This window comes from Paraburkholderia sp. UCT31 (assembly GCF_014397655.1).
In the GTDB taxonomy this organism is placed as follows: domain Bacteria; phylum Pseudomonadota; class Gammaproteobacteria; order Burkholderiales; family Burkholderiaceae; genus Paraburkholderia; species Paraburkholderia tuberum.
Window position 1 is genome coordinate 107,927 of sequence record NZ_VZQP01000017.1, and the last position, 24,602, is coordinate 132,528.

At 66.6% G+C, this 24,602-nt stretch carries 25 protein-coding genes, 1 other RNA gene and 1 riboswitch; of the genes, 13 read left to right on the forward strand and 13 right to left on the reverse strand.

From position 1 onward, the window contains the following. Position 1 precedes the first annotated feature (1 nt). Positions 2 to 1,099 carry an LPS export ABC transporter permease LptF gene (lptF, locus tag F6X40_RS16625; RefSeq protein WP_184065290.1) on the reverse strand — a complete coding sequence of 366 codons (1,098 nt, stop codon included), beginning with the start codon at positions 1,097 to 1,099 and terminating at the stop codon, positions 2 to 4. Between the two features lie 139 nt (positions 1,100 to 1,238). Between lptF and F6X40_RS16630 the strand changes: the two genes are divergently transcribed. From F6X40_RS16630 to F6X40_RS16640, 3 genes are all read left to right on the forward strand, one after another. Beyond that, positions 1,239 to 2,750, forward strand: a complete 1,512-nt coding sequence (locus tag F6X40_RS16630) for a leucyl aminopeptidase (RefSeq protein WP_184021029.1) — start codon at positions 1,239 to 1,241, stop codon at positions 2,748 to 2,750. A 52-nt stretch (positions 2,751 to 2,802) separates the two neighbouring features. Further along, positions 2,803 to 3,219, forward strand: coding sequence for a DNA polymerase III subunit chi (locus F6X40_RS16635; RefSeq protein ID WP_187628559.1), 417 nt, complete (start codon positions 2,803 to 2,805; stop codon positions 3,217 to 3,219). Between the two features lie 84 nt (positions 3,220 to 3,303). After that, complete coding sequence (locus F6X40_RS16640) at positions 3,304 to 4,086, forward strand: DUF2486 family protein (protein ID WP_187628560.1); 783 nt, start codon at positions 3,304 to 3,306, stop codon at positions 4,084 to 4,086. A 24-nt stretch (positions 4,087 to 4,110) separates the two neighbouring features. Here the strand turns inward: F6X40_RS16640 and F6X40_RS16645 are convergent, their stop codons facing one another. Beyond that, positions 4,111 to 4,449, reverse strand: a complete 339-nt coding sequence (locus F6X40_RS16645; protein WP_184021035.1) for a c-type cytochrome — start codon at positions 4,447 to 4,449, stop codon at positions 4,111 to 4,113. 147 nt (positions 4,450 to 4,596) lie between these two features. Further along, positions 4,597 to 6,270 (reverse strand): dihydroxy-acid dehydratase, encoded by a 1,674-nt coding sequence (ilvD, locus tag F6X40_RS16650; protein WP_187628561.1) that lies wholly within the window; start codon positions 6,268 to 6,270, stop codon positions 4,597 to 4,599. A gap of 158 nt (positions 6,271 to 6,428) precedes the next feature. Between ilvD and F6X40_RS16655 the strand changes: the two genes are divergently transcribed. Further along, positions 6,429 to 7,415: a LysR family transcriptional regulator gene (locus F6X40_RS16655; protein ID WP_090803415.1), complete on the forward strand. Its 987-nt coding sequence runs from the start codon at positions 6,429 to 6,431 to the stop codon at positions 7,413 to 7,415. Between the two features lie 60 nt (positions 7,416 to 7,475). Beyond that, positions 7,476 to 8,381 (forward strand): prolipoprotein diacylglyceryl transferase, encoded by a 906-nt coding sequence (gene lgt / locus F6X40_RS16660; protein ID WP_187628562.1) that lies wholly within the window; start codon positions 7,476 to 7,478, stop codon positions 8,379 to 8,381. Positions 8,382 to 8,475: 94 nt separating this feature from the next. Here the strand turns inward: lgt and F6X40_RS16665 are convergent, their stop codons facing one another. The 5 genes from F6X40_RS16665 to F6X40_RS16685 form a co-directional block, all read right to left on the reverse strand. After that, positions 8,476 to 9,201: an SIMPL domain-containing protein gene (locus F6X40_RS16665; protein ID WP_184065305.1), complete on the reverse strand. Its 726-nt coding sequence runs from the start codon at positions 9,199 to 9,201 to the stop codon at positions 8,476 to 8,478. 244 nt (positions 9,202 to 9,445) lie between these two features. Continuing rightward, positions 9,446 to 9,904: an EVE domain-containing protein gene (locus F6X40_RS16670; RefSeq protein ID WP_187628563.1), complete on the reverse strand. Its 459-nt coding sequence runs from the start codon at positions 9,902 to 9,904 to the stop codon at positions 9,446 to 9,448. Positions 9,905 to 10,045: 141 nt separating this feature from the next. Then, positions 10,046 to 10,227, reverse strand: a non-coding RNA gene (gene ssrS, locus F6X40_RS16675) — 6S RNA. Between the two features lie 66 nt (positions 10,228 to 10,293). After that, entirely contained in the window at positions 10,294 to 10,608 is a 315-nt protein-coding gene (locus tag F6X40_RS16680; protein WP_184021048.1) for a cell division protein ZapA, read from the reverse strand. Further along, a complete protein-coding gene (locus tag F6X40_RS16685; RefSeq protein ID WP_187628564.1) occupies positions 10,605 to 10,964 on the reverse strand; it encodes an ATPase in 360 nt (119 codons plus the stop codon). Before F6X40_RS16685 ends, F6X40_RS16680 begins: the two co-directional genes overlap by 4 nt. Positions 10,965 to 11,183: 219 nt before the next feature. Continuing rightward, a riboswitch (cobalamin riboswitch) is annotated at positions 11,184 to 11,449 on the forward strand. A gap of 90 nt (positions 11,450 to 11,539) precedes the next feature. Between F6X40_RS16685 and F6X40_RS16690 the strand changes: the two genes are divergently transcribed. From F6X40_RS16690 to cobC, 6 genes are all read left to right on the forward strand, one after another. Then, positions 11,540 to 13,471, forward strand: a complete 1,932-nt coding sequence (locus F6X40_RS16690; RefSeq protein ID WP_187628565.1) for a TonB-dependent receptor domain-containing protein — start codon at positions 11,540 to 11,542, stop codon at positions 13,469 to 13,471. A gap of 39 nt (positions 13,472 to 13,510) precedes the next feature. Next, positions 13,511 to 14,575: a FecCD family ABC transporter permease gene (locus F6X40_RS16695; protein WP_187628566.1), complete on the forward strand. Its 1,065-nt coding sequence runs from the start codon at positions 13,511 to 13,513 to the stop codon at positions 14,573 to 14,575. A gap of 29 nt (positions 14,576 to 14,604) precedes the next feature. Then, the gene (locus tag F6X40_RS16700) at positions 14,605 to 15,414 is read left to right on the forward strand and encodes an ABC transporter ATP-binding protein (protein WP_410452419.1); all 810 of its coding nucleotides are present in this window, start codon (positions 14,605 to 14,607) and stop codon (positions 15,412 to 15,414) included. 33 nt (positions 15,415 to 15,447) lie between these two features. Continuing rightward, complete coding sequence (cobT, locus tag F6X40_RS16705) at positions 15,448 to 16,509, forward strand: nicotinate-nucleotide--dimethylbenzimidazole phosphoribosyltransferase (RefSeq protein WP_187628567.1); 1,062 nt, start codon at positions 15,448 to 15,450, stop codon at positions 16,507 to 16,509. 73 nt (positions 16,510 to 16,582) lie between these two features. Next, positions 16,583 to 17,359, forward strand: coding sequence for an adenosylcobinamide-GDP ribazoletransferase (locus F6X40_RS16710; RefSeq protein ID WP_187628568.1), 777 nt, complete (start codon positions 16,583 to 16,585; stop codon positions 17,357 to 17,359). Continuing rightward, a complete protein-coding gene (gene cobC, locus F6X40_RS16715; RefSeq protein ID WP_184021063.1) occupies positions 17,344 to 17,934 on the forward strand; it encodes an alpha-ribazole phosphatase in 591 nt (196 codons plus the stop codon). Before F6X40_RS16710 ends, cobC begins: the two co-directional genes overlap by 16 nt. Positions 17,935 to 17,987: 53 nt before the next feature. On the opposite strand, the gene F6X40_RS16720 is transcribed toward cobC, so the two are convergent. Genes F6X40_RS16720 through cobU form a run of 4 tightly spaced genes read right to left on the reverse strand, consistent with a single transcriptional unit; the run spans position 17,988 to position 21,598 of the window. Beyond that, complete coding sequence (locus tag F6X40_RS16720) at positions 17,988 to 18,938, reverse strand: cobalamin-binding protein (RefSeq protein WP_187628569.1); 951 nt, start codon at positions 18,936 to 18,938, stop codon at positions 17,988 to 17,990. 54 nt (positions 18,939 to 18,992) lie between these two features. After that, positions 18,993 to 20,069, reverse strand: a complete 1,077-nt coding sequence (gene cobD / locus F6X40_RS16725; protein WP_187628570.1) for a threonine-phosphate decarboxylase CobD — start codon at positions 20,067 to 20,069, stop codon at positions 18,993 to 18,995. Between the two features lie 33 nt (positions 20,070 to 20,102). Continuing rightward, positions 20,103 to 21,044 (reverse strand): adenosylcobinamide-phosphate synthase CbiB, encoded by a 942-nt coding sequence (cbiB, locus tag F6X40_RS16730; RefSeq protein WP_187628571.1) that lies wholly within the window; start codon positions 21,042 to 21,044, stop codon positions 20,103 to 20,105. Beyond that, positions 21,044 to 21,598, reverse strand: coding sequence for a bifunctional adenosylcobinamide kinase/adenosylcobinamide-phosphate guanylyltransferase (cobU, locus tag F6X40_RS16735; RefSeq protein ID WP_187628572.1), 555 nt, complete (start codon positions 21,596 to 21,598; stop codon positions 21,044 to 21,046). The genes cbiB and cobU overlap by 1 nt, the downstream gene beginning before the upstream one ends. 89 nt (positions 21,599 to 21,687) lie before the next feature. Between cobU and F6X40_RS16740 the strand changes: the two genes are divergently transcribed. Continuing rightward, positions 21,688 to 23,214, forward strand: coding sequence for a cobyric acid synthase (locus F6X40_RS16740; protein ID WP_187628573.1), 1,527 nt, complete (start codon positions 21,688 to 21,690; stop codon positions 23,212 to 23,214). Positions 23,215 to 23,271: 57 nt separating this feature from the next. Here F6X40_RS16740 and F6X40_RS16745 read toward each other — a convergent pair whose 3' ends face one another. After that, the gene (locus F6X40_RS16745; protein WP_187628574.1) at positions 23,272 to 23,691 is read right to left on the reverse strand and encodes a PaaI family thioesterase; all 420 of its coding nucleotides are present in this window, start codon (positions 23,689 to 23,691) and stop codon (positions 23,272 to 23,274) included. A gap of 243 nt (positions 23,692 to 23,934) precedes the next feature. On the opposite strand from F6X40_RS16745, the gene F6X40_RS16750 reads away from it, so the two are divergent. Next, entirely contained in the window at positions 23,935 to 24,573 is a 639-nt protein-coding gene (locus tag F6X40_RS16750) for a ParA family protein (RefSeq protein ID WP_184059634.1), read from the forward strand. Positions 24,574 to 24,602 lie beyond the last annotated feature (29 nt).

Consider the following 24,602-nt stretch of genomic DNA (forward strand, 5'->3'; position numbering starts at 1 on the left):
CTCAGGCTCCCTGCGAACGGCTGAACATGGCGCGCGTAAATAGCGGCCGGTTGCGCACCCGCATCCAGAAGATGAACGCGACGATCCCGAGCACGATCACATGCAGGATCACGAGCCCGACGCCGAACGACATCTTGCCCTGCTCGATCCACGCCTGCACGACGTTCAGCAGATTCGAATAAGTGAGGTAGATCAACACGGCCATCACGAGGTTGATCGTGCGGCTGCGCCGCGGGTTCTGGTGCGCGAGCGGAATGGCGAGCAGCATCAGGTTGATCGCGATCAACGGAAGACCCGCGCGCCACGCGAATTCGGCGAGGTTCTCTTTAGTGGGATTGCGCAGCAGCGTGAGCGTCGGCAAGCCGGTGGTGGTCGGCGTATTGACGACCGGCTGGCTCTGGATCTTCACGCCGTAGCGCTCGAACTCCATGATGCGGAAATCGGGGTGGCCCGGTTCGCCGTCGTAGCGGCGGCCGTTTTCCAGCACGACGAAGCGGTCGCCGTTCTTGTGCGTCTCGATGTGGCCGTTCTTCGACACCACGACGTTGATCTTGCCGCCCTCGGTGCTCGTCACGAACACGTTTTCCACATGTCCCTGGTCGGGCGACATCTTCTCGATGAAGAACACGCGATGCGTGGTCGGCGATTCGCGGAACTGCCCCGGCGCGAGCAGCGAGACTTCGTCGCGCTGCTGGAAGCGCGCGCGGATCAGCTTGCTCTGCTGGTTCGACCACGGCCAGCCGACGAACACGAAGAACATGATCAGGATGATGATCGGCGTGGCGAAAATGCCGATCGGCTTGATGAATTGCGTGAGACTGACGCCCGAGGACAGCCACACGACCATCTCGGAGTCCTGGTACCAGCGCGTGAGCACGAACAGGATCGACACGAACAGCGTCGCGACGAGCATGATGGCCAGATAGCCGATTACGGTGAGGCCGATCAGGACCAGCACGTCGCGCGGGTCGACCTCGCCCGAGGCCGCGAAGCCGACGATGCGGATCATCATCGTCGTCAGCACGAGCGTGAGGAGAACCATGAACACGGCGCCAGCCGTGTACGCGAGCTCGCGCTGGAGGGAGCGTTCAAAGATCATTGTTGATGACGAGAGGGGGCGCTCACGGCGACGCGGGGGTGTTCGTTCCCGTCACGCCTCCGGTGCAGCCGCCGCGGGAAAAATAGCGGATAATTGCGGCTTTCATCTTAAGCCCAGATTTTATCCGAGGACAAGCGCGATGGACTTTAGCATAAAAGCCTGTGATTGGACCAAAGGCTCGACGAACGGTTTCCTGACCGGGAAATCCGATTGCATCGTGATCGGTGTGTTCGAGTCGCAAACGCTGTCGGGCGCCGCGCTGGAGATCGACGCGGCCACCAAGGGCCTGCTCACGCGCGTCATCAAGGCAGGCGACATGGACGGCAAGGCGGGTACCACGCTGTTCCTGCACGAGGTGTCGGGCATCGGCGCGTCGCGCGTGCTGCTCGTCGGCCTCGGCAAACAGGACGCTTTCAGTCAGAAAGCCTACGGCGAGGCGGTCCGCGCCGCATGGCGCGCGCTGCTCGGCACGAAGATCGTGCAGGTCACGTTCACGCTCGCGCAACTGCCGGTGCTCGAACGCACGGCCGACTGGTGTGTGCGCGCCGCGATCCTCGCGCTGCGCGAGTTGACCTACCGCTTCACGCAACTGAAGAGCAAGCCGGACAACACGCCGCGCGCGTTGAAGCGCATCGTGTTCAGCGTCAACACCGGTGACGAGAAGGCCGCCAAGCTCGCCGCCAGGCAGGGCGGCGCGCTCGCCAACGGCATGGACCTGACGCGCGAGCTCGGCAATCTGCCGAGCAACGTCTGCACGCCGACCTATCTGGCGAACACCGCGAAGAAGCTCGCGAAAGACTGGAAGCTGAAGGTCGAGGTGCTCGGCGAGAAACAGTGTGAAGCGCTGAAGATGGGCTCGTTCCTGTCGGTCACCGCGGGCGCGGTCGAGCCGGCGCAGTTCATCGTGCTGCAGTACCAGGGCGCCGCCGCGAAGGCCGCGCCGGTCGTGCTGGTCGGCAAGGGCGTCACGTTCGACACGGGCGGCATCTCGCTGAAGCCGGGCGAGGGCATGGACGAGATGAAATACGACATGTGCGGCGCGGGCTCGGTGCTCGGCACGCTGCGCGCGGTCGCCGAGATGGGCCTGAAGATCAACGTGGTCGGCATCATTCCGGCCGTCGAGAACATGCCGTCGGGCACGGCCACCAAGCCGGGCGACATCGTCACCAGCATGAAGGGCCTCACGATCGAGGTGCTGAACACCGACGCCGAGGGCCGCCTGATTCTGTGCGACGCGCTCACCTACGCGGAGCGCTTCAAGCCGGCCGCGGTCATCGACATCGCGACGCTGACGGGCGCCTGCATCATCGCGCTCGGCCATCACAACAGCGGCCTGTTCTCGAAGGACGACGCGCTCGCCGGAGAACTGCTCGACGCGTCGCGCGAAGCGGCCGACCCGGCGTGGCGCCTGCCGCTCGACGACGAGTACCAGGACCAGCTGAAGTCGAACTTCGCGGACGTCGCGAATATCGGCGGGCGTCCGGCGGGCAGCGTGACGGCCGCGTGCTTTCTGTCGCGTTTCACGGATTCGTACCCGTGGGCGCATCTCGACATCGCCGGCACCGCGTGGAAGAGCGGCACCGCGAAGGGCGCGACGGGCCGTCCGGTACCGCTGCTCGCGCAGTTCCTGATCGACCGCGCCGGCCAATGACGCAGTGCGGTAAGCGCGCGCACGGCGCGCGGCAAGCGGGGCGGAGCGGCCGATGACGAGAATCGACTTTCACTCGAACGTCGGCGATTCGCTGCTGTACGCGTGCCGCCTCGTGCGCAAGGCGTATCTGGCGGGCCAGCCGCTCGTCGTGCTGGCCGAGCCCGCGCGCCTGCGCGCCTTCGACGAAATGCTGTGGACCTTCTCGCCGCTCGACTTCGTGCCGCACTGCATGGCGGGCGCGCCGCTTGCCACCGACACGCCCGTCGTGCTGGCCACGAATCTCGACGACGTGCCGCATCATCAGGTGCTGCTCAATCTGGGCGCAACGGTGCCGGCGCAGTTCGCGCGCTTCGAAAGATTGCTCGAAGTGGTCGGTAACGCACACGAGGAACTCGCCGCGGGCCGCGAGCGCTATCGCTTCTATCGCGATCGCGGCTATGCTTTGAACAACTACAAGCAGGGCGGCTAGTTCGTTGCGCTGCGCGTCATGGCCGCGAGGAACGCGGCATGCGGACCGCCTGCCCTGGCTTCGACTCAAACACGGAGAGCGCACGTGTCCGATCCCCACGACAATTCGATTCCGGTCCTGAACGAGGTCCTCGTGCCGGGCCGCGCGCGCGAGACGCGCGAGGCGTCGACCGATGCCGCCGCGCCTGCATCCCAGCCGGGTGCCGAGCCCGCAAGCCCAGCCGTCGCGCAACCGGCGGTGGTGCCCGAGCCCGCTTCCCGCACGGAGCCCGCGTTCGTGCCACCGCCCGCGCATCGAGCCGACCCGACGCTGGCGCCCGAGCAACTGAGTTCGCCGGAGCCCGTGCTCGTGCCGGAGCCGATGCCGACGCGAGAAGCCCCGCATGCGGCGGAGCATCAGCCTCTCGCGCAGACCGAGCTTCATCAGCCGCACGTGGCTGATCACACGCGCCCGAGAAAACACGCACGGCCGCATCACGGCATTCATGTGCGACATGGGCATGACGACTTGCATGAGGACGTGGAGGTGTCGCCCGGCGTGTTCGATCGTACCGAGCCCTTCATACCGCTCGAAGCCGGCGCGACCGTGCCGCCGGATATCGACCATGAAGGCGCGCACGAAGCCGCTCCCGCTCAGCCCACACTCGATGCCGACGCGCTCGCCGCACGTTTGCACGGACGCTTCCAGCGTTTTCTGACGGGCGAGGGGCGCGGCATCATCGAGGCGCGCTGCCGTGATGCAGTGCAGCAGCACACCAGTCTGCTCGTGAGCCAGATCACGCGCGAGGTCGCGCAGACGCTCGAAGCCGAGATGACCGACTGGGTACGTGAAGCGGTGGAAGAAGAAATCGCGCGGCGCTCGCGTTGACGCCGCGGTGACCTGAGAGCGCCGTTATTTGAGCGTCAGCACCCAAGCCGCCAGCGTGGCCGCCTGATCGGGCGTCAGTTGCGTGTTCGCGGGCATCGGCACGGTTCCCCATACGCCGGTGCCGCCATCGAGGATCTTGCGCTTCAGATAGGAGGCGGCGTCGTTGCGTCCCGCATAGCGGGCTGCAACGTCGTGCAGCGCCGGCCCCATGAACGGGCGAGTGACCGAGTGGCAGCTCATGCAGTTCTTCTGCTGGGCGAGCGCGAGCCCGGCTGTTTCGGCTCGGGCTGCGGGACTGGCGGCGCTCAATGCGGCGGCGAGCGCAACAGTGGCTGCTACGGCCGCGTACGACATCGATTTCATTATGGTCTCCGCCAGTGCAGATGCCCGGCTCGTGGTGCACGCATTATAAGAGCAAAGGGGCGCACGGATTTTCGTGCGCCCCTTGCGTTTTCGCGTAACGTGGCGGCGGGTTATCCCTGTCGGGGCGGGCCACGCCGGCCGCGGTCATTACCCCGTCACCGCCCCTCGATTCGCCGGTTGCGCGAGCGCGAAATACTTGGCCATCACGCCGCGTGTGTAGCGCGGCTCCGGCGCCTGCCACGCGGCGCGGCGGCGCTGCAGCTCGGCATCGTCGATGTTCAGTTGCAGCAGCAGCCGGTGCGCGTCGATCGTGATCGAATCGCCTTCCTGCACGAGCGCGATCGTGCCGCCGACGAACGCCTCCGGCGCGACGTGCCCAACCACCATGCCCCAGGTGCCGCCCGAGAAGCGGCCGTCGGTGATGAGCCCGACCGATTCGCCGAGCCCCTTGCCGATGATCGCCGAGGTCGGCGCGAGCATTTCCGGCATGCCGGGGCCGCCCTTCGGGCCAAGATAGCGCAGCACGACGACGTCGCCGGCGCCGATCTTGTCGGCGAGGATCGCTTCGAGCGCGCTCTGCTCGTCGTCGAACACGCGCGCCGGGCCCGTGATGACGGGGTTCTTGAGCCCGGTGATCTTGGCGACCGCGCCGTCTTCGGCCAGATTGCCCTTCAGGATCGCGAGATGGCCTTCGGCGTAGAGCGCCTTGTCGATCGGGAAGATCACCTGCTGATCGCTGCGCGGCTTGGCTGGTACGTCCTTCAACTCCTCGGCGATCGTTTTGCCGGTGATCGTCATGCAATCGCCGTGCAGAAGCCCGGCGTCGAGCAGGATCTTCAGCACCTGCGGAATGCCGCCCGCCTTGTGCAGATCGGTGGCGACGTACTGGCCCGACGGCTTCAGGTTGCAGATCACCGGCACTTTTTTGCGCATGCGCTCGAAGTCCTCGATCGTCCATTCGATCTCGGCCGCGTGCGCGATCGCCAGGTAGTGCAGCACCGCGTTGGTCGAGCCGCCGGTCGCCATGATCAAGGCAACCGCGTTTTCGATCGACTGCTTCGTGATGATGTCGCGCGGCTTCAGATCCTTCTTGACGGCTTCGACGAGCACACGCGCCGATTCGGCGGCCGAGTCGACCTTCTCCTGGTCGGGATTCGCCATCGTCGACGAATACATGAGCGACATGCCGAGCGCCTCGAACGACGAGCTCATCGTATTGGCCGTGTACATGCCGCCGCACGAACCGGTCGACGGACACGCATTTTTCTCGATGCCCTCGAAATCCTCCTGCGACATGCGGCCCGCCGTGAATTCGCCGACCGCCTCGAACGACGATACGATCGTCAGATCGGTGCCTTTCCAGTTGCCCGGCCGGATCGTGCCGCCGTACACGTAGATGCCCGGCACGTTCATGCGCGCGAGGCCGATCATGCCGCCCGGCATGTTCTTGTCGCAGCCGCCGATCACGACCACGCCGTCCATCCATTGCCCTTGCACGCAGGTCTCGATGCAATCGGCGATCACCTCGCGCGACACGAGCGAGTACTTCATGCCCTCGGTGCCCATCGACATGCCGTCCGAGATCGTCGGCGTGCCGAAGGTCTGCGGGTTCGCGTCGGCGCGCCTGATCGCGGTGACTGCCGCGTCGGCGAGACGCTGCAGGCCGGCGTTGCACGGCGTAATCGTCGAGTGGCCGTTGGCGATGCCGATCATCGGTTTGTCGAAATCCTCTTTCTGGTAGCCGAGCGCGTAGTACATCGAGCGATTCGGTGAACGCGCGATGCCTTGCGTGATGTTCTTCGAACGACGGTTGTAGGCCATGGGGAGCTCCAGTCTGGCTGTTCTGATGAAAGCGCGCGGCGGCGTCCGCGCGCGCATCCGTTCAGTGTAGTTCCGCCAGACCGTGCAAACCGGCGGATTTGCGTGACACGCGTCGTGTGTATTATTCGCGGTTGTTCAGGTCGTAAAATATATTAATCATGCTGCCGACGATCCCCGACCTGCGCCAGTTGCGCTATTTCGTCACCGTCGCCGAGGAAAAGCACTTCGGGCGCGCGGCCGCGCGTCTGTCGATGACGCAGCCGCCGTTGTCGCAGGCGATCCGCGCGCTCGAGGAGACACTCGGCGTCGAGCTGTTCGCGCGCACCAAGCGCTCGGTCGAGTTGACGGCGGTCGGCGCCGATCTGTTGCCGGAGGTGCAGCGGCTGCTCGCGGCCGCGGAAGGGCTCAGGCCGCTCGCGCAGAGCCTCGCGCGCGGCGAGGCGGGCGTGCTGTCGCTCGCGTTCGTGTCGACTGCGGATTACGGCCTGCTGCCGCTGCTGCTGCGCGATTTCGGCGCGCGGCATCCGCGCGTGCGGCTCGAACTGACCGAGGCGACCAGCGACGTGCAGGTCGAGGAACTGGTGGCCGGGCGTATCGACGCGGGTCTGGTGATCGCGCCGCTGCCGTCGCGACATGCGGCGCAGCTGTCGTGGCTGCCGATCGCGCGCGAGCCGCTCGTGATCGCGATGTCGACGGAGATGGCGCAAGGCTTGCGGGGCAGCGTGAACGCAAACGGCAAGGGCAGCGCCGCCGAAGACCCCGCCGCCGAATGGCTCGACATGCCCGTCAGCCTGCGCGATGTCGCCGACGCGCCGCTCGTGATCTTCCCAAGGCGTCTCGCGCCAGGCTTTTATGACATCATTATGGATTGCTACGGCGTTGCGGGCCTCGCGCCACGGATCGGCCAGGAGGCGATCCAGATGCAGACCATCGTGAGTCTCGTGTCGGCCGGCATGGGCGTCGCGCTGGTGCCGCAATCGTTGCGTAACCTGCGGCGCACGGGCGTCGTGTACCGGCCGCTGTCCGAGTCGGTGCCCGCGATCGAGACGGGCCTCGTCTGGCGCAGCGACGAGGTCAGCCCGGTGCTGGCGGGCTTCATCGACATCGTGCGCGCGCATGCGGCGAGCGTCGCGTCGCGTGTCTAGATCCCGCTTCTGATTCCCTGTAAAAACTGCTTTCGAACCTGAACTGCCCATAACTACACGATGCTCATTCACCCCAATTTCGACCCTGTCGCCATCCATCTGGGGCCGCTCGCCGTGCGCTGGTATGGCTTGATGTACCTCGTCGCGTTCGTCGCGGCGATCGTCGTCGCCCGGCTGCGGCTGCGGCTGCCGTACGTCGCCGCGCAAGGCTGGACCGCGAAGGATATCGACGACATGCTGTTCTACGGCGTGCTAGGTACGATCCTCGGCGGCCGGCTCGGCTATGTGCTGTTCTACAAGGCGAGCTTTTATTTCGCGCATCCGCTCGACATCTTCAAGGTGTGGGAAGGCGGCATGTCGTTTCACGGCGGCTTTCTCGGCGTGACGATCGCGATGATGCTGTTCGCTTATCAGCGCAAGCGCTCGTGGCTGCAAGTCACCGACTTCGTCGCGCCGATGGTGCCCACGGGCCTCGCAGCGGGGCGCCTCGGCAACTTCATCAACGGCGAGCTGTGGGGCCGCGTGACCGATCCGTCCGCGCCGTGGGCGATGCTGTTTCCCGGCGCCGCGCCTGACGACGCCACATGGCTCGCCGCGCATCCGCAACTGGCCGCGCAATGGCATCTGAACGAAGTGTTCGCGCAATATCACATGCTGCCGCGACATCCGTCGGAGCTGTACGAGATAGCGCTCGAAGGCGTGGCGCTGTTCTTCGTGCTGATCTTTTTCTCGCGCAAACCGAAGCCGCTCGGCGCGATTTCCGCGATGTTCCTGATCGGCTACGGCCTGGCGCGCTTCACGGTCGAATTCGCGCGCGAGCCGGACGATTTCCTCGGCCTGCTCGCGATGGGGCTGTCGATGGGTCAATGGCTGTCGCTGCCCATGATTCTCGCGGGCATCGGCCTGATGGTGTGGGCGTATCGCCGTGAGCGTCGCGAGCAGGCGCAGGCGGTTGGCGCGAACTGAGCGGCGCTCGGCTAGCGTAGCGAGCGTTGCATGAAAAAACGCCACGGCATCGATGGATGCCGTGGCGTTTTCTGTTTGGGCTTGCGCTTGCGCGTCACTTCATCTGCACCGACCCCGACACGTTGACCGTCACCGTCGACGTGCCGCCTTCGAGCGACAGCGGCGCGCTCTTCGCGTCGGCGCCCATCGCGCGTGCGCTCATCATCATCATCGGACGCGGCATCACGCCGCTGTGATTCACGTTGACCTCGCGGATCGAATAGCCGCTAAAGCCGAACGCCTGCGAGGCCGCCGCGGCCTGCTCGCGAAACGATTTGATCGCCTCGCCGCTGAGCCGCTGTTCGGCCGCGCGCTGCGCTTGCGGCGACAGCGAGAAACGCACGTTGCCAACCTGCATGATCGATGCCATCTGTCCGGCGAGCTTCGATGCCGCGGCGAAGTCGCGCGATTCGAGCACGACTTCCGTGCGGCCGCGCCACGTCGTGATGCGTCCGTCGCGGTCCGTCGACGGGAAGATCGAGAACGCGCCCGAGCGCGCGGTCACGCCGCTGACGCCGCGCGCTTTCTGCAATGCCGCGTCGGCGCGTTCGTTCAGCGTCGACGTCAGCGACGACGGCTCGCTCGCTTCCTGCTCGTAAAACAGCGTGATTTCGACTTCGTCCTGCGGGACTTCCGCGCTCGCCTGCGCATTCAGCGACAGCACGCCCGAAGGCTGCGGCATCATGGTCTGCGCTCGAGCGGGCGCAGGGTTCAGTGCGAGTGCCACAGGCGCGCCCAAGGCGAGCGCAAGTGCGAGGGACCGTGCGGTTTTTGTCGTCATGACTGGAATCCTTGTTTGAACAGGTTGTGCACGTTCGACGCGAGCGCCGGGTGTGGCGCGCGGTTTGACAGATGCGCTGGCGAATGCATCGGCTTGCCGTCGAGCGGCCGGTTCGAGCTCACGCTTTCGTCGACCGATTAGGCGCGTTTTACCGACGCTTGGTTCCCCAATTAGTGCTTCGCCGCCGCATCGGAAACGATGACCTGGATGCGATCACGACAGGTGCCGCGTCGCGCGTTCGCCCTTAAACCAGCTGTTTAGTGATGAAGCGCCATTCGGCTTCGGTCACCGGCGTGATCGACAGGCGGTTGCCTTTGGCGAGCACGCGCATGTCCTGCAATTCGGCATGCTCGCGCAGCGCGGCAAGCGGAATCAGCGCGATTTTCTTCTTGAACACGACGTCGACGAGCATCCAGCGCGGCGTTTCTGGCGACGATTTCGCGTCGTAGTACGGACTCTTTTTATCGAACTGCGTAGGGTCCGGATACACGGTCGACGAGACCTCCGCGATGCCCGCGATGCCGGGCTCCGGACAGCTCGAATGATAGAAGAGCACGCCGTCGCCGACCTGCATCACGTCGCGCATGAAGTTGCGCGCCTGATAGTTGCGTACGCCGGTCCACGGCAAGGTGCGATGAGGTGCGTTGGCGAGGTCGTCGATGCTTGCTTCGTCCGGTTCGGACTTCATCAGCCAGTAGCGCATGAATCGGAGTGAGCGTGTGAGATTGAACGAAGCGCAACAACAGCAGGCGCGTACGGAAAAGCCCCTGAAAAAGGCGCTCAAACGAAAAAACGATGACCAAAGAAAAACGGCATCGAACCGAAGTCCGATGCCGTTCCAGATAAGATCCCCGCCTTAGCCGCTAGGCCGGCATCCTGAACCGAGGGTTCAGAATTGGTCGCAGTTAGCAACACTTCGGGTACATCAGACTGAGTGACGCGCACACCCGTGCTACAAATTTCCGCAACCGTGCACATGGCATTGGTTCAAGGAATGTATGACCTTGGCGAACCAGGCAGGGAAGCTAAACCGATGAAGCTACAACCCAAACCGTTGAACACGTGACCGGTTCGAAACCGGCCCACTACTGCTTACTGCAAGCTGTACTGCTCGATCACAGTACCTAGCTGTTCGTTCATTTGCTGCATTGTACGCCGGATTTCTTCAGCGGGAAATGCTTCTCCGTGTCGCACGCTGCTTTGCAGCTTAAGCAGTTCCGATGCCAGCGACAGCGCAGCCATCACCGCGATGCGATCGGTGCCGCGCACGTTGCTGCCGCTGCGGATTTTCTGCATCTCGGCGTCGACGCGCGCGACCGCCTCGAGCAGCGCGCCTTCCGTTTCCGGCGAACAGGCGAGACGATAGGGTACTTCGAGAATCGATACTTCGATCTGCTTGGTGGTCATGCGCTTTCTCCGTGTCGGCTCACGTCGCTTTCCGCTTCCTCGTGTTCGGGCCGGGCGGACTCGAGCAGATCGAGCTGGTTATCCGGTTCGCTGCTCGCGCGTGCGCGCGGCAATTTTTCGAGAATCGCATTCAGGCGCACCTGAGCGTCGTCGATCTTGGCGGACAGCGCGTCGCGTTCCGCCTGCAGTGCGTCGCGCTCTTCGCGCAATTGCGCGAGTTCCGCATGCGTGGCTTGCACTTCGGCACGCGTTTGCGCGAGCTGCTCTTCGAGCGCGAGCCGCGCTTCGTTGTGGCGCTGGCTGATCGCAATCAGCTTGCCGATGTTCTGGGAGAGTGATTCGAGTTCGGTGAGCATGTGCTGCGTCCTCTAAAGACATCGCATTTTAGCGCGGAATATTACAGGTTCCGACAATTGTCTCGTTTCGAGACGTAACAGCATCGCTTCGTGCACGTTCGTTGGGTGTCGCGTCGTCGACCATAAGATAAAAACCGGCAATCCATCCGACAATAACCTGCATTCAACAGAACCGATTGCGCTCCGGTCGACCTTTCTTGACGCCCCGTGACGCCGCTCCTAAACTTCCCGCACTCTGGTGCCCGCGCGCGCTTTTCGGCGCGCGCAGTTAAACGGGAAGCAGGGCGCGCGCGGTGCCAAAACCGGATGCGCGAACCTGCGCTGCCCCCGCAACGGTAAGCGACCGCATGTGATGTGCTCATGCAGGTCGGTCCTGGTCGCAAGGTTGGAAGTTCAACGTGCGAGTGTGCCACTGCGCGTCACGCGTGGGAAGGCGGGATCGATGTGTCGTAGCCCGGATACCGGCCAGAAAAGAGGGACGTCCCCCCGCGAAAACGCTAAACAAGGGGGCGCCTCGTGACGCGTCGGCCCGCGGGGAAGCAGGCCGCGCACGCTATCCACAGGAATGTCATCCCATGCTGTCCCCCATCGCCCGCGCAACGCTGCTCGCGTTCGCGAGCCTGCCGCTCGTCGTGCATGCGCAAAGCGCCGAGCCCGCGTCTTCATCGTCCGCGACGGATGCAACCGCTGCGAGCGCCGCAAACGTTGCCGACGCGGCCAATCTCACTTCCACCGATGCGCCGGGCAACCTGCTGTCGCCGATCGTCGTGACCGCGCAACGCGGACCGCAAGCGTTGCGCGATGCGATCCCGCAGACCACGCGGTTCGATCAGCAGGACATCGCCGACACGACCGCGACCGATCTGCCCGGCCTGCTGCAACTCGCGCCAGGCGCGCAAATCTCGCGCACGGGTGGCCCCGGTTCGACCACGAGCCTCTTTCTGCGCGGCGCATCGTCGACGCAATCGCTGCTGCTGATCGACGGCGTGCGCGTCGATTCGGTGAGTCTCGGCTCAGCTCAACTCGCACAGATTCCGCTCGATCAGGTCGATCACGTCGAAGTGGTGAACGGCAACGTGTCGGCGTTGTATGGCTCGGGCGCGATCGGCGGCGTCGTGCAGGTGTTCACGAAAGACGGCGGCGATCATCCGCCGCGTTTCAATTTTTCGGTCGGCTACGGCAGCTATCGCACGCAGACGCAAACGGCCGGCGTGAACGGCGCGCTCGATCAGGACGGGCGCACGACTTTCAATATTTCGCTCGCGCGCACGAAGGACGACGGCTTTTCGTCGCTCAATCCGCTCGAGGCGCCGAACGCGAATCCGAACGCAAACGGCAATCTGAACGAGAGCATCAGCGCGTCGCTGCGTCACAAGTTCACCGACAGGTGGGACGCGGGCGTCAGCTACTTCCAGTCGAACAACGACAACAGCTACGACAATGCGTACGGCGAGCCCACCGATCTGAACAATCTCTATAGCAAGGTGCGTCAGGTGTCGGTATTCGCGAACGGCAAGCTGACCGACTGGTGGACCACCCACGTCACGCTCGCCGAGGGCGACGACCGCAGCGTGTCGAACACCAATGGCATCGACAACGGCCGCTTCGATACCGACAATCGCCAGTACACGTGGCAGAACGATTTCGCGCTCGCCGCGAACCAGAAGCTGCAACTCGGCTACGAGCATCTCGACCAGACGCTCGACTCCGACACGTTCGCCGCGCCCGACCGTCACGTCGATTCGGTCTTCGCGGGCTACAGCGCGCGCTTCGGCCGCAACCAGATTCAGGCCAACGTGCGACGCGACCAGTACTCCGATTTCGGTGGAGCGAACAGTTACTATCTCGGCTACGGATTCGACATCACGTCGCGCTGGAAGGTAACCGCAAGCTATTCGGATGCGTTCCGCGCGCCGAGCTTCGACGATCTGTACTATCCGATCAGCGGCAACCCGTCGATCCAGCCCGAGCGCAGTCATTCGGTCGAAGCCGGTTTGCAGTACGCGACCGATGCGCTCGGCGTGATGCGTCTGAACGCATTCCAGACGCGCTATACGAATCTGATCGACTACGTGCAGACGATCCCCGGCATCTACCTCGCGGAGAACGTCGGCCATGCGAAGGTGCAGGGACTCGAGGGATCGTGGAGCGGTCATGTCGGCAAGACCGACGTGCGCGCAACGGTGACGCTGCAGAACCCGGTCGATCTCGACAACGGTACCGACCTCGTGCGGCGCGCGCGTCGGTTCGGGTCGTTCGCGGTGAATCGCAGCATCGGTGGCTGGCGGGTTGGCGGCGAGTGGATCGTCAGCGGTCCGCGCACCGATAGCACGGGCAACCTCGGCGGTTATGGCATCGTGAATCTGTCGGCGCGCTACAACGTCACCAAAGCGTGGTACGTCAGTGCGCAAATCGACAATCTGTTCAACAAGGATTATGAAACGGCCTACTCGTATAACTCGCCGCGACGCGGTGCGTATGTCACGCTCGGCTGGCAGCAGCAGTGACGCGCGCGCCGGGTTGGCCGCATGCGTGAGCGCATGCGGATGAGTCGCGCGTCCGCTTCGCTGCGCGCCGCGATGGCGACGCCGCGCCCGATGAACGCGAAACGCGCGGCCGCGATCTGGCTCGGGCTCGCGCTCGCCGCCGTGGCGGTGCTCGGCGCGTCGCTGGTGCTCGGCAGCGTGCCGCTCGCGCCGTCGCGCGTGCTTGCGGCACTCGTGCCCACGCACACGTTCGGCAGCACGGGCAGCGACGATCTCGCCGGCGAAATCGTGCGTACGTTGCGTTTGCCGCGCGCGCTCGCCGGCTTCGCGTGCGGCGCGTTGCTCGCGCTCGCCGGCGCGCTGCTGCAGGTGCTGCTGCGCAATCCGCTGGCCGAGCCATACGTGCTCGGCGTGTCGGGCGGCGCGGCGACGTTCGCGCTCGTTGCGATGATCGCGGGCGGCGCATGGTGGATCGTCGATGCGAGCGCGTTCGCGGGTGCGTTCGTGTCGATCCTGCTGGTGCTCGGCCTCGCGCGTCGCGAGCTATGGCGCGGCGAGCCGCAGGACACGTCGCCCCGTTTGCTATTGACCGGCGCGGTGATCGCGGCCGGGTGGGGCGCGCTGATCACGCTGCTGCTCAATCTCGCGCCCGACAGCCGTCTGCGCGGCATGCTGTTCTGGCTCACCGGCGACCTCAACGGCGGCGCGCTGCCGTGGACCGCGCTGATGGCGCTCGCGCTCGTGCTGCTTGCGATCGTGCCGGCCGCGCCGCGTCTGAACGTATTGCTGCGCGGCGACGCGGCCGCGCAGGCGTTGGGCGTCGCCGTGATGCCGCTGCGTTTGCGTGTGTACCTGGTCGCGTCGCTGGCGGCGGCCGCGGCGGTGACGACTGCGGGCACGATCGGCTTCGTCGGTCTCGTCGTGCCGCACATGCTGCGGCTCGCGTTCGGCAACGATCAGCGCATGCTGCTGCCGGCGGCCGCGCTCGGCGGCGGTGTCGCGGTGATGGGCGCGGATCTGATCGCGCGGACCGTGATCGCGCCCGCGCAATTGCCGGTCGGCGTGATCACGTCGCTGGTCGGCGTACCGGTGTTCCTGTGGATGCTGCTCAAACGCCGCCGATGATACGAGCCAAACCCAGCCCCACCTGTTCGATGCTGAGCACGCAGCGCCTGACGTTGCGCGCCGGCGCGCGCACCTTGCTCGACGCGTTCACGCACACGTTCCATGCGGGCGAAATCTGGTGCATCGCCGGGCCGAACGGCGCTGGCAAGACCACCTTGCTATCGACGCTGGCGGGGCTGTTGCATCCGGCGGCGGGCCATGTCGAACTCGATGGCGTGCGCGTGGCCGGCTGGCAGCCGCTGCCGCTCGCACGGCGCCGCGCGCTGATGCCGCAAAGCGCGGCCGATGCGTTCAACGCAAGCGTGCTCGACATCGTGCTGCTGAACCGCTTCCCGCATCTGGGCGGCTGGGGCTGGGAGCGCGACGAGGATCGCGCGGCCGCGCGGGCGGCGCTCGAACGGCTCGGCCTTGCGGACTTTGCGGCGCGCGACGTGCTGTCGCTATCGGGCGGCGAGCGTCAGCGCGTTGCCCTCGCGGCGGTGCTGTGCCAGGACGCGCCGCTGTTGCTGCTCGACGAACCGTTGTCGCATCTCGACCTGCATCATCAGGTCGACTGTCTCGAAGCGCTCGTCGCATGGACGCGCGAACCGCGCCGTAGTGTGCTGTTCTCGTGCCACGACCTGAACCTCGCGCGCCGCTTCGCGACGCACGCGTTGCTGCTCGACGGCGCGGGCGGCGCGTATGCGGGCCCAGTGCGCGACGTGCTGACGCCCGCGTTGACGAGCCGCGCGTTCGGCTATCCGCTGATTCTGATTCGCGACGGCGAGCACGAGGCGCTGATACCCGCGCCGCGCGCGCGTCACGAATCGCCTGCCGGCCATGACGCACAGTCAGGCTGATATTCGTTCCTATCCCTTGTTTCGATCACACCTATGACTCGCATCCCACACCCAGCCGGTTTGCCCGAAGTCGCGCCGCTCGATCAGACGCTGCGCGCCGAGCTGCAGCGGATCATCGATACGCGCACCAAACCGCCCGGCAGCCTCGGCCGGCTCGAAACCCTCGCGCGCCAGATGGGCCTGATCCAGCGTAGTACGCGTCCCACCGTGCAGCGTCCCGCGATGATCGTTTTCGCGGGCGACCACGGCATCGCCGCCGAAGGCGTGAGCCCCTATCCGCAAGCGGTGACCGCGCAGATGGTCGCGAACTTCATCGCGGGCGGCGCGGCGATCAACGCGCTCAGTCGCGTCGCGGGTCTCGAACTCGAAGTGGTCAACGCGGGCATCGCGACGCCGCTGCCGTCCACGGACCGACTCGTCGACATTCCGGTCGGGCCCGGCACGCGCAACTTCGCACACGAAGCCGCGATGACGCACGCCGAAGCGCTCGCCGCGATGCAGGCGGGCGCCGCGCGCGTGCGTCATCACGCGGCGCTCGGCACGAACGTGATCGGCTTCGGCGAGATGGGCATCGCGAACACCTCGGCGGCCGCGTGTCTGATGAGCCGCCTGTGCGGTGTGCCGATCGACGACTGCGTCGGCCGCGGCACGGGTCTCGACAATGCCGGACTCGCGAAGAAGCGCAACGTGCTCGCGGCGGCGCTCGCGCGCCATGCGGATGCACGCGCGCCGCTCGACGTGCTCGCGACCTTCGGCGGCTTCGAAATCGCGATGATGGCGGGTGCGTATCTGGCGGCCGCCGAGGCGCGCATGACCATCCTCGTCGATGGCTTCATCGCGACGTCCGCGCTGCTGGTCGCCGATGCGTTCTCGCCCGACGTGCGCGAGTACTGCGTGTTCGCGCATGCGTCGAACGAGGCCGGGCATCGGCGCATGCTCGATCATTTCGGCGCGCAGCCGCTGCTGTCGCTCGACATGCGGCTCGGCGAAGGCACGGGCGCCGCGCTCGCGGTGCCGTTGCTGCGCGCGGCGGTGGCCTTCGTCAACGAGATGGCCAGCTTCGATTCGGCGGGCGTCGCCGATCGCGAACCGTGAAGCGCGTGAGCACGCGCTTCGCGATAACGCGAAGCTCGGCCCGCAGCGCCGTGAACCTGCACTCGCCACGTTCATGAACCCGCTCGCGGAACTGCGCTATTTCTTCACGGCGCTCGGTTACTTCACGCGCGTGCCCGTGCCGCGCTGGGTCGGCTTCGAGCCGCATTATCTGAACGCCGCGGCGCGCTATTTTCCGCTCGTCGGCGTGTTGGTCGGCGGCTTCAGCGCGCTCGTCTATCTGGCCGCGCTGCGCGTGTTTCCGGCGAGTGTCGCGGTGCTGCTGTCGATGGCCGCGTCGCTCGTGGTCACGGGCGCATTTCACGAGGACGGTCTCGCCGATTGCATCGATGCGTTCGGTGGCGCCTATACGCGCGACGATGCGTTGCGCATCATGCAAGACTCGCGCATCGGTGCTTTTGGTGCCATCGCGCTCGTGATCGCCCTGGCGATCAAGTGGCAAACGCTCGCGGCGTTGCCACCGCTGCGTGCCGCAAGCCTGATGCTTGCGGCGCATGGCGCGAGCCGCGCGTGCGCGATCAGTTACCTGGCCACGCTCGACTATGTGCGCGCGGCCGGCAAAGCCAAGCCGGTCGCGCAGCGTTTGAGCGGGCCGGCGCTGCTGTGCGCCGCGCTGTTCGGGCTGCCCTGGCTGCTGTGGCCGAACGGCCCCGGCATGCCCGACTGGCGTTTTGCCGCGCTCACGTGTGCTGTGCTGTTCGCACTGCGCTTTGCGATGGGCCGTTATTTCGTCAGACGCATCGGCGGCTATACCGGCGATTGCCTCGGCTTCGCGCAGCAGATCTTCGAATTGAGCATCTACCTGGTGGGGCTTGCATGGATATCGTCCTGATTCGACATCCCGCTGTCGCGCTCGAGGCGGGGATTTGTTACGGCCATAGTGATGTCGCGTTGGCGGAAAGCGCCGAGGTCACGTCCAATGCGTTGGCGGTGAAGCTCGCGAGCTTGCAGGTGCCGGCGCCGCGTGTGCTGATCACGAGTCCGCTTACGCGCTGCGCCGCGCTAGCGACCGAGATCGCGAACGACTTCGGCTGCGTGGTCAGCCACGACGAGCGCTTGAAGGAAATGGATTTCGGCGAGTGGGAAGCACAGCGCTGGGATACGATCGATCGCGCGCTGCTCGACGACTGGGCCGCCAATTTCGAACATGCGCGCGCGCACGGCGGCGAGAGCGTCGCGCAATTCGTCGCGCGTGTGCGAGCGTGGTTCGATGCGTTCGCGCTGACGCGCGAGCTGTCGCCCGCATACGTGGTCACGCACGCGGGCGTGATGCGCGCGATCGCGTCGTGGGTGCTGGAGGTGCCGCTCGCGCATTGCCTGCAGTGGTCGCTGGATATGACGGGGATCGTCTGGTTGCGACGTAACGACGAGACGCTGCAGTGGTCGCTCGTGCGATGGAATGCGTGACCCGCGTGGTCATCCGGAAAACCGATCCTTTTTTCTCGCCGCACGCGGCGCCGTCATGGCGCGGGTTGCTTGCTGCGCGAGCGCGCCAGTTCGAGGTCCTCGCACAGTTGCCGCGCGCCTTGCGCGATGCGCGGCGCGGGGCGATTGATCAGATCGCCGTCGATCGCAAACAGGTTGTTGTTCGCGACGGCCGCGAGGCCCGGCCATGCGCGCCATGCGTCGAGTTGCGGCAGCATCGTGTCGGGCCGCGTCGCGCCGGGCGCGGCGGTGACGATCGCCTGCGGATTCGCCGCGAGCACCGCTTCGATCGACACGGTCGGCACGAGCGGCTGCAGGTCCGCGAACACATTGCGGCCGCCGCATAGCGTGATCACGTCGCTGATCATGTGCTCGCCGTTGAGCGTCATCAGCGGCCGGTCCCATACCTGATAAAAGACGCTGACGGCCGGGCGGTTCGCATACCGCGCGCGCAGACGGGCGATGTCGTCGCGGAAGGCGGCGGCCGCCGCATCCGCGCTCGCCGATGTGCCGAGCAGCCGGCCGAGCCTGGTCAGCGACACGGCGATATCGTCGAGACGGCGCGGCTCGCTGAAAAAGAGCGGCACGTGTAGCTCGCGCAAGCGTTCGAGCTGGCGCTGCGCGTTGCCATGCCGCCATACGACGATCAGGTCCGGTTTCAGCGCGACGATGCGTTCGAGGTCGAGCGCCTTGTTGTCGCCGACGCGCGGGAGTTGCTTCGCTTCGGGCGGATAGTCGCTGTACGACACGGCGCCGACCATCTTCGGGCCGCCGCCCGCGGCGTACAGCAATTCGGTCACGTGCGGGGCGAGGCTGATCACGCGCCGCGCGGGCGCGGCGAGCGTGACGGTCGCGCCGCTGTCGTCAGTGACGGTGATTGCGGCGTGCGCGCTCAGTGCGCTCAGCGCGAGCGCTGCGGCGCCGAACCAATGGATGAAGCCATGCGCGGGCGGGGCAAAGCGGATGGAACGTGCAAAGCGGATCATCGGACGAGGGCGGATCACGAAGCGTTGAGCGGCTTGGGTGCGAAGGTCACTGCGCTAACTCGACCGCGCGGTATCGATCGAGTCAACCGCCTGTTGCAACTGTTGCTCGAAGCGGGTCCATTCGGCTTCGTCGCCCGGTAGCCCGAAGCGCACGCTGGCCGATGGCACCCGAAGCGATGGCGGAAAAAGGCGCGTCCACACGCCGCGCCGCGCGAGCGCTTCATGCAGCGCGGCGGCGCGCGCATCGTCGGTCCATGCGAAAAGCGGCGTGCCCCGTGTCGCGAAACCGTGCGCATGCAACAGCCCGGCAAGCCGCGCGCTGTCGCCGATGAGCCGCTCACGCATCCGCGTTTGCCACGCGGCATCGTCGAACGCGGCGCTCACCGCATGACGCGCGGGACCGCTGACGGTCCACGCCCCCAGCCTGTCGCGCAACGCGGCGAGCAATGCGGGCGCGCCCAGCACGAAGCCGGCGCGCACACCCGCGAGCCCGAAGAACTTGCCGGGCGAGCGCAACACGACGAGCCCGTCCCGATGCGTATGCGCCGCCAGCGACGCGACCCGCGCGGCCGGCAGCGTATCGGCGAACGCTTCGTCGACGAGCAGCGTGCCGCCGCGTTCGCGCAGCTGCGCGTGCCAGTACAGCAGCCTGGCGGCATCGATATGCGTGGCGGTCGGATTGTCGGGGTTGACGATCGCGACGTGCGTGAGCGCGGCGGGCAGCGTGTCGCGATGCACGTCGAGCGGCGCGACCGCGTGTCCGGCGCGCGCGAACGCGGGCGCGTACTCGCCGTAGGTCAGCGGCGCGATGCCGACCGTCGCGGGCGAGAGCAACGCGGGCAGCGCGCGAATCGCCGCCTGGCTGCCGGCGACGGGCAGCACGTGCGCGGCATCGGGCGCGCCGTAGTAGCGCGCGGCCCGCTCGGCGAAGCCGTCGCCTTCGTCGGGCAAACGGCGCCACGCGTCGGCGGGCAGCGGCGGCACCGGATAGCCGTGCGGATTGATGCCGGTCGACAGATCGAGCCACTGCGCGTACGCAATGCCGTAGCGCGCCGCCGCTTCGTGCAGGTTGCCGCCGTGCGCGATCGGGCCGCTTGCGGCGTGCTCGCGCGGTTGCGTCCAGTCGCTCATGCGCTCATCCCATCGCTACGCGCGTCGTTCCGCTCAGCCATGAAACGGCACGCTCAACAACGCCAGCACGATCAGCACGGCCAGCCAGAGAATCACCGTGCGTTCGACCAGCATCAACGCGGCGCCCACATGACGCGCCTCGGCGGGACGCCCGAAGCCCAGCGTCGGCCGATGCTCGAGCGTGCCGTGATACACGGCCGGCCCGCCGATCAGCACGTTCAGGCTGCCGGCGCCGGCGGCCATCACCGGGCCCGCGTTCGGGCTGTCCCAGCGCGGCGCCTGGTCGCGCCAGCAGCGCCAGGCGGTCAGCGTGTCGCCGAGCAGCGCGTAGCTCGTGGCAGTCAGGCGCGCGGGAATCCAGTTCAGCACGTCGTCGATGCGCGCGGCGGCCCAGCCGAAGCGCAGATAGCGCGGCGTGCGATAACCCCACATCGCGTCGAGCGTATTGGCGAGGCGAAAGCCGAGCGCGCCAGGCCCACCCGCGAGCGCGAACCAGAACAGCGCGCCGAAGATCGCGTCGTTGCCGTTTTCGAGCGCCGATTCGACCGCGGCGCGCGCGAGCGCGGCCTCGTCCGACTGCGCGGTGTCGCGCGAGACGATCCGTGCGGTCAACTCACGTGCCGTGGCCAGATCGCGTTGGCCGAGCGCCCGCGCGATCGGCGCGATGTGATCGCGCAGGCTGCGCGCGCCGAGCGCGAACCACAGCAGCGCGACATGCAGCGCGCAGGCCGCGAACAACGGCAGCACGGCGACGAGCCACCACGCGATCAACACCGGCGGCAGAACCGCGAGCGCCCATGCGAGCAGGCCCCTGAGCCGCAGACGCCGGTCGTGATTGAAGCGCGCCTCGATACGCGCCGCCCAGTTGCCGAACCCGATCAGCGGATGCCGGCGGGTCGGCTCGCCGAACCAGCGGTCGACGGCGACGCCCGCGACCGCGAGCGTCGCGACCAGCGGCATGGTCAGCGGCGGCATCACACGCGGCTCGCGCTTTTCAGCGCGAGCGGCAGTCCCGCGACCATCAGCGTGGCCGCGCTGCTCAACGCGGCGATGCGCTGATTGAGGCGGCCGAGTTCGTCGACGTAAAGACGCGTGGCTTCGCCGAGCGGCACGACACCGAGGCCGATCTCGTTGCTGACGACGATGATCTTGCCGCGCGCGCCGGCGAGCGCCGCTTCGAACGCGGCGGCCTGCTCGTAGTAGTGCGACAGCGGCGCCGCCGCGCCGTCGGCGGGACATAGCAGGTTTGCGAGCCACAGCGTCAGGCAGTCGATCAGCAGACACTGGCCCGGCGCGTCGTGTTGCGCGAGCGCGCCGGCGAGGTCGTCGTCCGCTTCGACGAGCCCCCAATGCGCGGGCCGCCGCTCGCGATGATGCGCAATGCGCGCGTTGAATTCGGCGTCGTCGGTAACGCGGGCGGTGGCGATGTAGATGACGGGGAGGGCGCTGTCGCTGGCGAGCCGCTCGGCATGCGCGCTCTTGCCCGAGCGGGCGCCGCCGAGGACGAAGGTGAGGTCGCGGGGAGTCATCCTATGATTGTACCGGCGCGATGGGATAATGCCGCTCGATTGCATTGCAACGCCACTGTCCATCTTCCACCTGCACCGCCGTGACCCGAATGACCATTCCTCCCGACACCCTGCCCGTGCCGCGCGGCACGCTGATGATCCAGGGCACTACTTCCGACGCGGGCAAGAGCACGCTGGTTGCGGGACTGTGCCGCCTCGCGCGGCGCGCGGGTGCGCGGGTCGCGCCGTTCAAGCCGCAGAACATGGCGTTGAACAGCGCGGTGACCGTCGACGGCGGCGAGATCGGCCGCGCGCAGGCATTGCAGGCGCTCGCCGCGGGCATCGACGCGCACACCGATCTGAACCCGGTGCTGCTGAAGCCGACCAGCGATCGCGGCGCGCAGGTGATCATCCACGGCAAGGCGCGCATCAATCTCGACGCGCGCGCGTATCACGACTACAAGCCGGTCGCGTTCGAGGCGGTGCTGGAGTCGTATGCGCGGCTGCGCGCGTCGTACGACACGATTTTCGTCGAAGGCGCGGGCAGTCCGGCCGAGATCAATCTGCGCGAGCGCGACATCGCGAACATGGGTTTCGCGGAGGCGGTCGACTGCCCGGTCGTGCTGGTCGCCGACATCGATCGCGGTGGCGTGTTCGCGCACCTGACCGGCACGCTCGCGTGTCTGTCCGACAGCGAGCAGGCGCGCGTGCGCGGCTTCATCATCAACCGCTTTCGCGGCGACATCGGTCTGCTGAAGCCCGGGCTCGACTGGCTGGAAGCGAAGACCGGCAAGCCGGTGCTCGGTGTCGTGCCATATCTGCATGGCCTGACGCTCGACGCCGAGGACATGCTGCCGCCCGAGCTGCGCGCGGCGGCGAGCGTTGATTCGCGCCGTCTGCTGCGCGTGGTCGTTCCGGTGCTGCCGCACATCAGCAATCACACCGACTTCGATGCGTTGCGCGCGCATCCGCAGGTCGATTTTCACTATGTGCGCGCGGGTACGCCGCCGCCGGCCGCCGATCTGATCATCCTGCCGGGCTCGAAGAACGTGCCGGACGACCTCGCGTTTCTGCGCGCACAGGGCTGGGACGACGTGCTCGCGCGGCATCTGCGCTACGGCGGCCGCGTGATCGGCATTTGCGGCGGCATGCAGATGCTGGGCCGCGAGATCGCCGATCCGCATGGCGTCGAGGGCGCACCCGGCACCTTCGCGGGCTTCGGCTGGCTCGACTATGCGACGGTGCTCACGCGCGACAAGACGCTGAAGAATGTGACCGGGCGCCTCGCGCTGCCCGGCACGCCGGACGTCGCCGGCTACGAGATTCATATGGGCGAGACGCGCGGGCCGGCATTGGACACGCCGGCGCTGCGACTCGACCACGCTGGCCCGCACGAGGGCGGCGCGGACTTTGGCCGTCCCGATGGTGCGATGTCCGCCGATGGCCAGATTCTCGCGACCTACGTGCATGGCCTGTTCGACACGCCGGCCGCGTGCGCGGCGCTGCTCGCATGGGCGGGTTTGAGCGATGCCGAAGCGCTCGACTATCCGGCGTTGCGCGAGGCGTCGCTGGAGCGGCTGGCCGATACGCTGGCCGGGCACGTCGATATGCGCAGGCTGTTCGCGGCGCTGGGGTGACGCTTTGCGCCGGCCTCTTTTATCGGCCTGAACGCGATTGCTGCGAGCGCGGTTCGCTCAGTACAACACCATCTGCGTGCAACGAAACAGCGCGATGGTCTTACCGTCCGGACCGGTGACCGTCGCGTCCCAGACCTGCGTGCTGCGCCCAAGGTGCACGCCCTTCGCGACCGTGCGGATCGTGCCCTGCGTCGCGGTGCCGAGGAAGTTGCTCTTCAACTCGATCGTCGTGAAGTTGCGCGAGTTTTCGGGCAGATGCGCGATGCACGCGTAGCCGCACGCGGTGTCGGCGAGGCCGATCACCGTGGCCGCGTGCAGGAAGCCGTTCGGCGCGAGCAGCGCCTCGCGCACGGTCAGTTCGGCGACCAGCGTGCCTTGTTCCAAGGTCAGCACGCGCAGGCCCAGCAGGTCCGGCAGCGTGCCCTTCTGGCGCTCCAGCAGGCGTTCGACGGTGTATTCCGGGCGCAGTTTGCTCATGAGATTCAGGTCCTTGTGGAAAAAAACGGCGGGTTGGAGCGGCCGATTCGCGATGCGGGGGCTTCGGCCGCGCTGAATTTGTCGATATTATCAACGGCTGGACCGGTGGGCGTCCCTGGAAACCGAACTTCGAACGGCAGCGATCGTGGAGCCCGCCGACGCCGGTCACAGCGGATCGGCGGGGACGGAGCAATAGCGCGGCAAACCGGCTGGCGGTGTCCAGCCTTCTTTCCGGGAGATTTCATGTCGGTGATTGTGGTGGCGAATCCGAAGGGCGGCGTGGGCAAGAGCACGCTATCGACCAATCTGGCCGGCTATTTCGCCGCGGCGGGCGAATGGGTCGCGCTGGCCGACCTCGACAAGCAGCACTCCGCGCATGCGTGGCTCGAATTACGGCCCGCCACGCTGCCGAACATCGAAACCTGGGAGGTCAATCCCGACACGCCGGCCAAGCCGCCGAAAGGCCTCGAGCACGCGGTCGTCGACACGCCGGCCGGCCTGCACGGCAATCGCCTGAACATCGCGCTCGATCTCGCCGACAAGGTGATCGTGCCGTTGCAGCCGTCGCTGTTCGATATTCTCGCGACCCAGGAATTTCTCGAGCGGCTGGCGAAGGAAAAGGCGGTCAGGAAGGGCGCGATCGAGGTCGGCGTGGTCGGCATGCGCGTCGATGCGCGCACGCGCTCGGCCGAGCAGCTGCATCGCTTCGTCGAGGGATTGAAGCTGCCGGTGCTCGGTTTTCTGCGCGACACGCAGAACTACGTGCAGCTCGCGGCGCACGGCCTGACGCTGTGGGACGTCGCGAAAAGCCGTGTGGAGAAGGATCTGGAGCAGTGGCAGCCGATCGTCGAGTGGACGAACGGCGCGGGGAAGAAGGGCTGAGGCGGGGGCTGCCCGCCATCAGTCAAGCG